This window comes from Methanobrevibacter sp., from assembly GCF_017940815.1.
GTDB lineage: Archaea > Methanobacteriota > Methanobacteria > Methanobacteriales > Methanobacteriaceae > Methanocatella.
Genome location: NZ_JAGAXX010000038.1, coordinates 1 through 11,515 on the forward strand (window position 1 = coordinate 1; position 11,515 = coordinate 11,515).

At 35.2% G+C, this 11,515-nt stretch carries 12 protein-coding genes and 1 tRNA gene; 3 read left to right on the top strand and 10 right to left on the bottom strand.

The window, feature by feature from the left end; all coding sequences use genetic code 11:
- Both ILA26_RS04835 and ILA26_RS04840 read right to left on the bottom strand, forming a co-directional pair.
- A partial coding sequence (locus tag ILA26_RS04835) for an undecaprenyl-diphosphate phosphatase (RefSeq protein ID WP_292894731.1) occupies nt 1-597 on the bottom strand: 597 nt, incomplete at its 3' end.
- Between the two features lie 11 nt (nt 598-608).
- On the bottom strand, nt 609-1,532 hold the full coding sequence (locus ILA26_RS04840; RefSeq protein WP_292894734.1) for a branched-chain amino acid transaminase: 924 nt from the start codon (nt 1,530-1,532) through the stop codon (nt 609-611).
- Nucleotides 1,533-1,656: 124 nt separating this feature from the next.
- Here ILA26_RS04840 and ILA26_RS04845 point away from each other — a divergent pair.
- Together ILA26_RS04845 and ILA26_RS04850 are read left to right on the top strand one after the other, a co-directional pair.
- Nucleotides 1,657-1,728 (top strand) — tRNA-Val (locus tag ILA26_RS04845).
- Between the two features lie 269 nt (nt 1,729-1,997).
- Entirely contained in the window at nt 1,998-2,825 is an 828-nt protein-coding gene (locus tag ILA26_RS04850; protein WP_292804645.1) for a F420-dependent methylenetetrahydromethanopterin dehydrogenase, read from the top strand.
- 108 nt (nt 2,826-2,933) lie between these two features.
- Here ILA26_RS04850 and hisB read toward each other — a convergent pair whose 3' ends face one another.
- From hisB to ILA26_RS04875, 5 genes are read right to left on the bottom strand one after another with little or no spacing between them, the layout of a single operon-like run.
- Nucleotides 2,934-3,512, bottom strand: a complete 579-nt coding sequence (gene hisB / locus ILA26_RS04855; protein WP_292894737.1) for an imidazoleglycerol-phosphate dehydratase HisB — start codon at nt 3,510-3,512, stop codon at nt 2,934-2,936.
- Nucleotides 3,513-3,551: 39 nt separating this feature from the next.
- Nucleotides 3,552-3,755, bottom strand: coding sequence for a 4Fe-4S binding protein (locus ILA26_RS04860; protein ID WP_366514881.1), 204 nt, complete (start codon nt 3,753-3,755; stop codon nt 3,552-3,554).
- A 10-nt stretch (nt 3,756-3,765) separates the two neighbouring features.
- Complete coding sequence (locus tag ILA26_RS04865; RefSeq protein ID WP_292894740.1) at nt 3,766-4,458, bottom strand: TOBE domain-containing protein; 693 nt, start codon at nt 4,456-4,458, stop codon at nt 3,766-3,768.
- A 57-nt stretch (nt 4,459-4,515) separates the two neighbouring features.
- The gene (locus ILA26_RS04870; protein WP_292894743.1) at nt 4,516-6,075 is read right to left on the bottom strand and encodes a flippase; all 1,560 of its coding nucleotides are present in this window, start codon (nt 6,073-6,075) and stop codon (nt 4,516-4,518) included.
- A gap of 52 nt (nt 6,076-6,127) precedes the next feature.
- Nucleotides 6,128-6,712 carry a flavodoxin family protein gene (locus ILA26_RS04875; RefSeq protein WP_292894746.1) on the bottom strand — a complete coding sequence of 195 codons (585 nt, stop codon included), beginning with the start codon at nt 6,710-6,712 and terminating at the stop codon, nt 6,128-6,130.
- Nucleotides 6,713-6,807: 95 nt separating this feature from the next.
- On the opposite strand from ILA26_RS04875, the gene ILA26_RS04880 reads away from it, so the two are divergent.
- A complete protein-coding gene (locus tag ILA26_RS04880; protein ID WP_292894749.1) occupies nt 6,808-7,656 on the top strand; it encodes a phosphoserine phosphatase in 849 nt (282 codons plus the stop codon).
- 30 nt (nt 7,657-7,686) lie between these two features.
- Here the strand turns inward: ILA26_RS04880 and ILA26_RS04885 are convergent, their stop codons facing one another.
- The 3 genes from ILA26_RS04885 to ILA26_RS04895 are packed head-to-tail and all read right to left on the bottom strand — an operon-like array spanning nt 7,687 to nt 11,135.
- The gene (locus ILA26_RS04885; RefSeq protein ID WP_292894752.1) at nt 7,687-7,968 is read right to left on the bottom strand and encodes a zinc ribbon domain-containing protein; all 282 of its coding nucleotides are present in this window, start codon (nt 7,966-7,968) and stop codon (nt 7,687-7,689) included.
- Between the two features lie 49 nt (nt 7,969-8,017).
- Complete coding sequence (locus ILA26_RS04890) at nt 8,018-9,259, bottom strand: bifunctional 5,6,7,8-tetrahydromethanopterin hydro-lyase/3-hexulose-6-phosphate synthase (RefSeq protein WP_292894760.1); 1,242 nt, start codon at nt 9,257-9,259, stop codon at nt 8,018-8,020.
- 52 nt (nt 9,260-9,311) lie between these two features.
- Nucleotides 9,312-11,135 carry a threonine--tRNA ligase gene (locus ILA26_RS04895; protein WP_292894754.1) on the bottom strand — a complete coding sequence of 608 codons (1,824 nt, stop codon included), beginning with the start codon at nt 11,133-11,135 and terminating at the stop codon, nt 9,312-9,314.
- Nucleotides 11,136-11,515 lie beyond the last annotated feature (380 nt).

The window sequence follows — 11,515 nt, forward strand, 5'->3', positions numbered from 1 at the left end:
TATAAAACTGAATTTTGCCGCAAATTCCTTGTCAAGCCCTATGGTCAGTCCTGCCGCAATTGTAGTACCTGAACGTGAAAGCCCTGGCAATATTGCACAAGCTTGACCCAAACCCATAAATAATGCCTCTTTTTTAGTAATGTTATTATAATTGACATCCCCACTCGGCATTCTTTGAGACAGGTATAGAATTGTTCCTGTGACAAACAAGAAAAATGCTGGAACATACAGTGCGCCTGCAAACAATGCGTCTACAGAATCCTCAAACAGCACTCCAACAATACCTACAGGAACTGTTGCAAGAATGACATACCAGGCAAGCCTTTTATAAGGGTCATCATAAAAACCTTCCTTGAATCTTCCTTGCAGGATATCTCCAATACTCAACCACCAAGATTTAAGCATTTTATAAATATCATATCTGAAGAACCATAATACTGCGATTAAAGTTCCCAAATGAAGAAATGTGTCAAAAGCAAGAGAGCTTTCAACACCTAGAAGATTTTGGATAAATACCAAGTGGGCCGAACTACTAACTGGCAAAAATTCAGTTAATCCCTGAACAATACCGATAATAATTCCTTGAAATATATCCATTTCTACACCACTTAGATATAACTTAACCAACCATATTTGTCTTCTACTTTTGCTTCCACTATGTCAAAGAAAGCGGTTTGTAATTTTTCTGAAATTGGTCCCCTTTTACCAATTCCAATAGTTCTGTGATCAATAGAACGAATTGGAGTTACTTCTGCTGCGGTTCCAGTGAAGAACACTTCATCCGCAAAGTATAATCTTTCTCTTGAAATGGTTTCTTCAACAACCTCATAACCTAAATCACGAGCAATGGTCATTACTGAATCTCTTGTGATACCTTTAAGGTTGGATGAAGACATTGCAGGAGTGTATAGTTTTTCTCCTTCAACGAGGAAAATGTTTTCCCCACTACCTTCAGAAACATGACCTTCGTAATCTAACATGATTGCTTCGTCAAATCCGTTGTCTAAAGCTTCGAGTTTTGCAAGTTGTGAGTTCATGTAGTTTGCTCCACATTTTGCAAGTGTTGGGAAAGTGTCTGGTGCTGGTTTTCTCCATGAGGACACGCCGATGTCCACACCGTTTGCCATTCCTTCTTCTCCAAGATAAGATCCCCATTCCCATGCAGCAATTGCTACATTTACAGGGCATCCTAATGGGTTTACTCCAAGTTCTCCATATCCTCTGAAAACAATTGGGCGTATATAACAACCATCCAAGTCATTTATTCTTACTGTTTCAAGAATTGCTTCTGCAATCTCTTCTTGTGTGAATGGAATGTCCATTTTGTAAACTTTTGCTGAATCAAATAAACGTTTTACATGTTCTTCTAATCTGAATACAGCAACTCCATTTTCATTGGAGTATGCACGAATACCCTCAAATACGCTGGTTCCATAGTGGACTACGTGTGAAAGTACTGAAATGTTTGCATCTTTCCATTCTACGAATTCTCCGTCTATCCAAACTTTTGTTGCTTTGTCGTCCCAAGCCATTTTATCACATCATATAAATTTACAATAATAATTATATCTTTATTATTTTATAAAATTAATTCTTAATCAAAAATTTCAAATAGCGAAACATTTATATACTAATAAATTCATAATATTGTTTGTTGGTTCCGTGGTCTAGTGGTATGATACCTCCCTTACAAGGAGGGGATCACGAGTTCGAGTCTCGTCGGAACCACTGTTATTCTATTTTTGTATAATTTTTATTACTTTCAGAGTATTTTTTCGAGTTTTAGTAATATTAATCACGCTTTTTCATGGCATTTTAAATTAATTTTTATACCAATAATTTTTATTAAAAGTATTATATTATTCAATAATTAATGTAAATTTTATTTTACTGAACAATTTTTAGAAAAAAAATTAATTAACAAATAAAATTTTCAAATAATAAAATTTAAATAGTTTTCTTATTAAATTTTTATATATCAAATAAGGAGATTAATTATGGTAGTTAAAATTGCTATTATTAAAAGTGGTAATATTGGTACTTCACCAGTAATTGACCTATTGTTAGACGAAAGAGCAGACAGACCAAATATCGATGTAAGAACCTTTGGATCTGGAGCAAAAATGAACCCAGAACAAGTAGAAGACGTTGTACCTAAAATAGACGCTTTCGAACCTGACTTCGCAATCTTCATTAGCCCAAACCCAGGAGCACCTGGTCCAGCTAAAGCAAGAGAATTATTATCTGAAAAAGACATCCCTGCTATTATTGTTGGTGACGCACCTGGTAAAGGTAAAAAAGATGAAATGGATGAACAAGGCTTAGGTTACATCATTGTTATGTCTGACCCAATGATCGGTGCAAAAAGAGAATGGTTAGACCCAACTGAAATGGCTATTTTCAACTCTGACATCTTAAAAGTACTCGCAGAAACCGGTGCATTAAGATTAGTCCAAAAAACCATTGACGACGTAATCGCACAAGCAGAAGCAGGTGAAATCGAATTACCTAAACTCATTATTACTGCTGAAAAAGCTGCAGAAGCTGGCGGATTCGCAAACCCATACGCAAAAGCAAAAGCTATTGCTGCATACGAAATGGCTGGATCCGTTGCAAACTTAGACATGAAAGGATGTTTCATGACCAAAGGTTACGAAAACTTCATCCCATTAGTAGCTGCTGCTCACGAAATCGCTGCATGTGCTGCTAAATTAGCACAAGAAGCAAGAGATATCGAAAAAGCAAATGATACTGTTTTAAGAACCCCTCACATGAAAGAAGGAAACCCAGGTTGTAAAACAGACTTAATTTCAAAACCAGAATAAGTAGCAAAATTTGCTACTTTCATTTTTTTCTTTTTTAAAGCCAAACACCATAAACCTAGTACTGACTAATTTTTAAAAAAATAATAAAAAAAGATAGCTAATGATTAGCTATAATACTCCTTTTGTAGAAGGAATTTGATTGTGTTCTATTTTGATTGCATCTTTAATAGCCTTAGCAAATGCTTTAAATACTGCTTCAGCCTTATGATGGTCATTTGCCCCTTCGACTGTTCCATAAATATTTAGTTTTGCTGAACTTGCAAACGATTCGAAAAAGTGAATAATTATATCGGAAGTCATGTCCCCAATCTTTTCGTTTTTGAATTTAAGGTTCATATTACAATAACTTCTGCCACTTATGTCAATAGCTACAGTGGAAACTGATTCATCCATAGGAACAATTGCATGAGCCATTCTTCTGATTCCCTTCTTATCGCCGATAGCATCAAGGAACGCCTCTCCCAACAAGATTCCAACATCTTCAATTGTGTGGTGATCATCAATCTCGATGTCTCCAACAGCCTTGATATCCAAATCAATCATGCTATGCTTGGAAAATGATTCCAACATGTGATTGAAGAAATTCACACCTGTATCTATATCGTATTTTCCGATCCCGTCTAGATTCATTTTTATTGTAATATCTGTTTCTGAAGTTTTTCTAGAAACGTTTGAAATTCTAGTCATAGTTTAACCTATTAAATAATTGATTTTACGTTCAAGCATTTAAGCTTCTTCGCCCGGACGTATAATTGTAATACAGTCTGTAGGACATTTCATCGCACATATAGTGCAAACATGACAATATCTTAAATCCAATATACGTGCAACTCTATTAACTTTCCAAATTTTAGCAGACTTTGGACAAATCTCAGCACACTCCCCACAACCAATACATTTCTCCTCATCAACTAAAATTTGCAATGGCATAATTATCACATCATAATTTTAAAGTAGCAACGGACATTGCTTTAAATCCAACATAGACATCTTTACCGATGTTAAGGCTTAATTCTTTTTCAGCAGATACGGTAATATCAGAGCATAATGTAACTCCGCCAACATTGACCTTAACACGAATGATTTCTCCCTCAAGCCTCATTTCAACAATTTGGCCTTTTAAGATATTACGGATACTTGAAGTTTGCGGCTCCAACATTAAAAAGATATTATCGTAACTTATTAAAGCTAAAATCTTGTCTCCAATTTCATAATTCCTATTTAGAGGAGCGTTGATCTCAAAACTTTCCATTCTAATAGTCATTACGCCTTTTACATCATTAATGTCAATGATTTCAGCTTCAATCTCATTAACATCCTTGTGAAGCTCCATGATTGCATTGATTTTCTTACATTCTTTCAGGATAGAGTAGCCCTCTTCTGTGAGTGAGGTTCCTCCACCTCCACCTTTTCCACCTTTAGTGGTACTTACAATTTTAACATCAAGTGTTGATTCCATTTTCTCAATGTAGTTTAATGCAGTCCTATATGAAACCTTAATTTCCTTAGCAGCACTTGTTAATGAACCGGTTTCCAAAATAGACTCCAGCAATTGGTATTTTTTACTGTCAAGTAAAAAGGAATTGCCATCCACATTGATTTTGTATTCAACACCTGCACTAACGTCAGCCATATTATAAATCCCCCGAATTATAATATTTTTATTTATATCTTTTATATATTAAATAGTTTAGTTTCTAAATTCCAATTTCTCAACAAGATTTAACATCTTATTAATAATCTTGCCTAATGGACCAAATTTAGAAGAGAAGTGTCTTAAACTTTCAATATCCTCTTTTTTGAAGAATTTGACTAGAATTAATGCAAAGAAATAAACGATTATGCATGCAAATATTCCTGGGAATAACCATAATGTGGATTTTGGAATGAAAAATGCGAAAATTCCCATTATCAAGGATGCAAAAATAATCTTAACTACCGAAGATGTAGGAGCCTTTGTCTTAGTTAATCTAAATACAAAGTACACACACGGAATCATCATCAATAAACATGCTATGCTTGTAGCAAGAGCACCGCCAGCAATACCCATTGAAGGAACCATGAACCAATTCAAAACACCGGTGACAATCGCACCCCCCACAAGAATGTACATTGGAATTCTTGGATTGCCGATACCTTGGATGATACTTGTTGAAATTGCAAATATTGAATAGAAAGTCATACCTATTGACAATATGGCCAATGCACTAGCACCAGCAACATAAGCAGTATTCTTAAAGTACAGAATTCTCAAGGTAGGGGTTGCAAACAATGCAAGTCCCACACACATCGGCACTACAAACAATAATGAATATTTATAAGCCTCAGAAACGTATTTTTGAAGCATGTCTATATCTTTTAACTTAAATGCTTCAGAAGAAGCTGGTAAAATTGTTGTAGCAATAGAAATTGAAATAATCAGAGGCAACCTAGCGATAGGGTCTGCCGCTGCAAAAAATCCAATATCATCAAAAGTTAAAAATCTTCCCATAACAATAGTACAAATGTTATAAATAAGCATTTCAGCAATAGCTGTAATGATAACAGGTATTGAGAATTTAACTAATGTGCCTGCAAGCTTCAATTCGTCCTTGCGTGTGAAAACAAAATCATCACTGGCCTTAGGTATATATTTGCCCATGTGGAATTTAAAAATATACACAGCAGCCACAACAGACAGGGAATAACCTAAAACTGTACCCCACAATGCTCCAACAGTGGATAAACCTATTAAAACAAATGCAGTAGCAAATAAGATCATACCTAATTGCTCAACAGCACGAGTATATACGATATACTCCATTTTATATACTCCCTGAAATGCACCTCTAAATGCACCAACAATTACACTGAAAGGAGTTATAAGACCAACAATCTGTAAAGGAATAAGCGCAGCAGGTTTTCCAAGATAATTATAAGCCAACCAAGGAGCAACGATAAAAATCATCAATACTCCAAAGAACAGACCCAGGAAAACCATTATCTTCAAAGCCGTGTATATGGTCTGTCTGGCCATATCCTTCTCATCTACGGCTTCATACTCAGCAACATATTTTGCTATCGCCGGAGGAAGTCCACCCGCAGACAAAGTCTGGAATATTCCTTGAAATGGTAGTGTGATTCCTAAAATACCATAGGCAGTAGGTCCTAGAAGTATCGCCATTAAGAAACGATATACATAACCGCCTACACGAAAGATTATGTTACCTATGAAAATTATTAAACTACCACGTACTAATTTATTAGCCATATTATAACCTTAAAAAAAGTTTTTTTAATCTATTTTAACTTGATTATAATATTTAAATATATTTATTTAAGAAATTTTCAAATTCGTTTAAAGTCCTATCCAATGACTCCATTCCATAACCATCATTTTTTATTTCATCAATGGAGTCCTGGGACCAGAATGACGCTCCCAAATTAGAACCAAAAGGTCCACCGCTGACGGGGATAATGCCATGTATAATGAAGTAAGCAATATTTGACAAATGAGCGAAATCCTGCCCCCCTGTGCGGTCACCGCCAACAGCGATACTCATGCCTATTTTTCCGCGCAGAAGATTGTAGTCAACAGCTTCCAGGGCACGTGTCCTATCCATGATTGCAGACAAATATGAACTTACAGATCCTGATTGGACTGGAGTCGCCAATATGATGCCGTCAGCCTCATTGAGATTCTTATAGACTTCATCCATATCATCCTGAATGATACATTTCTTATTCTCCAGACAGTAGTCACAATGCATGCAATGCTTTATGTCCTTGCCCTGGCAGGAAAACATGACCGTTTCAATATCATGTCCACTTAATTTATTCAATGCTTCTGACAGAACATACTGAGTGGTACCATTCCTTGGACTGGCACATATTCCAAAAACCTTCATAAAGATAGTTTATTCTAATTAATTAAAATAAATTATTGCAAAATATTTATTAAATCTAAAAACTAAAATTATAGTATTAGTAAATAGGGGATAATATGAAATACGGGAATGGCGTTGTAAAGAAATATTCAAGAGAGTACAACAGGACACTAAAAAATGGAGAGAAGAAAAAATACACTACAGAACAAATCCAAATTACAGTCCCAAAAAATGAAGACATCTATGAAAACAAAGAAGCCGTTTTGATTATCCCAAATTCCGAAATTGAAGAGTTTAAAAACAGAGAGGAAGAAATTGACACTTTAAGAGTAGCCAATTATTTATATGTTGAGGAAGTGAAAAAATTGGAAAAACAACTTGATGAAATCAATCCATCAACTTTAGAATACGAAAAAGAAATTGAGGAACTCAAAGCTGAAATAGCCTTAAAGAATGAAGCTTTAAATAAAATGGAGAATAAATACGAATCTCTACATCAAGACAATATCGACAGCCTCAAAAAAGAAAATGAGACCATCAAGGACAAGCATTCCAAATTAATCATTGAAAATGAAAACCTCAAAACCAAGTTTGTAAACATTAAAACCGAAAACGAAAACCTCAAAACAAAATATTCCAGCATAAAAGAAGAGAATAAGAATCTTAAAAACAAATGTTCCAACTTAAAAGAAGAACATGCAAGCATTCGTGAAAGTTTCAACAATGTTTCAACAAAATATGATCATTTAAAACAAGAAAACCTCAACACTAAAACCAGCTATGCTGAAATCTACGAAATCAACGAAGACCTTGAGAAGGATTACGAAAACCTTCGCTTAGAATATAACGATTTGGTTGATAAATTTAATGATTTAAACGAAGAGCTATACAATATCAAATCATCTAAAAGCAAGGATGAGGCCCTAGCTAATAAAGTTAGGGAATTTATGTTAAACAGAGGTTAAACCTCTTTTAACTTAAAAAAATTAAAAATTTTATAGAGTTTTATAGTCATCTTGAAACTCTGGATTCCATCTTTTTAAACCTGGTATGAACATTGCTGTAATTCCAGTAGCTTGAGTTTCAGCAAGCCTAGGATTTTTTTCCATCATTTCTTTTGTTTTTCTTACAATCATTTCCTGCAAAGTTATATCAGGTTCAGTGTATTCGCCATTTTGATAACAATCTTTACAGAATTCTTCATTAAGACTACCGTCCTTGTTTGTTCCGTAGTCCTCTTTAACTATTGGCCTTCCACAGGAATTGCAAAATCCCATTTTAACACCTTTAAAAAAAATAGAGGTAAATTAGAATAAATCTAATTTACTAGTCGTCTTTCACTTCAATATTTTCATCTTCATCCATTGCAAGTCTCATGTTGTCTGGATCTGGGTCAAAGTGTTCTAAGAAGTCTTGTGCAGCTCTTCTTACATCTCTTGAACCGATGATGTATCTACCTGCAATGATGATGTTAGCACCTTTTGTGATTGCTTCTTCAACGTTATTAGGTTTAATACCACCAGCAACAGCAACTAATCCTTTAGGACCAAGTGCGGATTTGATATCTTTAATATTACCCCATTCGGTCATGTCACTAGTATCTTCACCGTGTTCTGCTCTGTAGGTTTCCATGTCAACGTTTCTGTGTAACAATACAATGTCAGGTTTTAAGTCTTCAGGAAGTTTAGCTAATTTTTTCTCGAATTCTGCCACGTTCATCATATCAAGGATGGAATAGATACCTTGTTTTTGAGTTTCGTGAATTGCTTTTGCAATTGATTCGACAGTACCGAGACCGGAAATAGCTACTGCATCAGCAGTTTCGTCTGCTGCCATTTTAACTTCTACACGACCAACATCTAAAGTTTTTAAGTCAGCAATAATGAATGCATCTGGACGTAAAGCTCTGATTTTTCCAATAATTCCAACACCGAATTTTTTAACAAGTGGAGTACCTGCTTCGAGCAAGATTCTGTCGTTGTCTGGTAAATCGTTGATGATTCTTTCCATTGCAGCCTCATTGTCGAGGTCAAGTGCAACTTGTAAGTAAGGTGGACTCCAGAGTTTTTTGACTTTGAATCCCATGATTGGGTGAGTTCCACGATCTTTTTCTGCAAGCACTTTGTCGATGGATGGGTATCCTTCCATAGCTCTTCTGATTGCTAATTTGGTTGCTCCATAATTGTATTGGTAGATTTTTCTGTAATCTTCAGCTGAAGGGTCGATAAAGACACTTACGTTGATTACAATGTCTTCAACAATATCTTTTGGAATGTATCCATCTTCCACTGCATCTGCAACTGCTCTTGCAACTGCGGTTTGTGCAGGTCCAAATATTTTACTTGCGTCTTCTAAATCTCCAACAGTTACTTTAGGAATAATTAAAGTAGCTGGTTTAGTCATTAAGTTAGGTCTAATTACACTTGTTAAAGGAGTGTGGCCTACGGAAAGGTTAGATAAACCGTTTGCGAATGCTTGACCTACTGGTCCTTGCTTGTCACCAATTAATAAGTCAACGTGTGCTAATTCAGGGCCGTCTCCAATAAGAGCTTCTCCTATTCTATACATTGGGTCCATTAAATTTCCTCCATATTATACTATAAACTTTATTTTTAATAAACTATTGGAAGTTAATCCTTCTTGAGATATCTTTTGGTAAAGGTAATCTTCTGAATGGTTTTCCTTCACATTTAGCATTAATTTCACTAATCAATTCATCGACTGTCATGTCAACCTTTTCACCGGTTTCACGTACAGTTACCTGGAATTTACCAGATTCAACTTCTTTATCTCCAACGACAAAAATGTAAGGTATCCATTCCTTGGATGCATTTCTGATTTTCTTACCTACACTTTCATCCCTATCATCAATATCCACACGGATGTTAGCTGAGTTGATTTTTGCATATAATTCATCTGCAAATTCCTTGTGAGCATCACCTACAGTCAAGATTCTTGCTTGAATTGGGCTTAACCAAGTTGGCAACATTGGAGCTCTTTCATCGAGTTCAATTGCAGTTTTTTCAAGCATTGCACATAAAACCCTTTCAATACTACCGGTTGGTGAAGTGTGCAGGATTGTAGGGTTGTGCTGTTTGCCGTCTTCGCCCAAGTAGGTAATGTCGAATCTTTTACCACTTTCAACGTCTATTTGAACTGTTGGGTTTTCAATCGGACGACCTAATGCATCAATATTTGCGAGGTCGATTTTACATACCCAGTAGTGGTGTCTTTCCGGCAAGATTTCTAATAGAATTGGCTTGTTGAACTTGCGAGCTATTTCATACATCCATTCCTCATTTTCATCAAAGAAGTCTTGGGTTGCTCTGAAAATCACTTCAAAGTCGAGGTTCAAGTCAACACCAGTCTGCATACACATGTCTGTTTGTTGTGAGAATTCCTCAAGTGACGCTTGAACATCAGTACAGAATGAATGGCAGTCCGGCATGGTGAATGCCCTTAATCTTTTAAGACCGACAACTTCTCCTTTTTTCTCAAAACGGAAACTGTATCTGGTCAATTCGAAAATTTTTGCAGGGAAGTTTTTCCATGTCAAGTAGGAATCGGACATCAGTCTGAATGCACCGAAACAGGCTGCAAATCTTAGCATCAAGTTCTTTTTGGTGTCGGTTCTGTATTGCCTTTCACCGAACTTGTAGGCATGTTCATAGATTGCCTGATTGTCCAAGTCATAAAAGATTGGAGTTTCAACAGGCATTGCTCCACGGTCAACAGTTAAGTCATAAACATAATCAGCAAGCAAATCCCTGATCAATTTACCTTTTGGATACCACCTTAGGTTTCCAACATCGGATGCAGGCTCATAGTCACAGATTTCCTTTTCTCTCATTATTTTCACATGAGGAGGTTCGCCTTCATCAGATGCTCCACGTCCAAGCTCATAGTCAACAAGTTGTTTGAAAGCGTGGTTATCGAAGTTGAAATCATCGATTTGTGTAATCTTGTCCCCTTCAAGTATTTGCCAGGTGGAAGGTTTTCTTTCAATTTTCTCTTCTTCCTTGTCTGCAGTGATTGTTCTTGAAAGTTCGCTTAATGGGTGTCCTTTACAGGAGATTTCAAATGCTTTATACCATCCGAAAGGTACTCTTTTAACGTTTAAGTCTTCAGCTAAAAGCGCTTGTTCCGCATCTTTTAAAATTTGAACAGCAACTTTTGGAGAACTTAATGATGAAGATAAGTGAGCATATGGATATAACACAATATTTTCAGCTTTAACTTGATCATTAGTTTTAAGAACTTCTTTGACTAAATTTTCAACAATACCTTCTGGATTATTTTCGTCATCTTTTTCAACAGCTGTAAATACTACTAAAGAATCATCAAAGGAGCCTTCTTTTTTGGCTTCTTCGATTTCTTCGGCTACAGGTGTTTCTTTTTTCACAGTGTAGTTTAAATAATCAGAATGAATAAGAAGTATTCTCATTTAATCACCAATATATTAATGATTTAATTTCTATTTTTAATGTTATATAAAAATTAGTAATATGGAAAAAATTGGAAAAATTGGTTGAAAATTCTTGTGGATTTAATTGCTTATACAATCAATTAAATTAAATGCAAGTTTGTAAAACAATTAATAATTGGTGGAAAATTAATTTAAATTGAAGTATAATGAGATATTAAAATTCATGGATCTGCTAATCTACATGAATTAGCATAAAAAGAGGCTGACTCATAATTTTTGTGTTTAAAATTTTTTTCTTATTTTATTATCCTTTAATTTTATATACTAGAAAGTACAATCTATTATTAAAGTTAATTAACTTTTTGGTTGTGTTTTTTATGGTTTTGAGGGAGGATAAA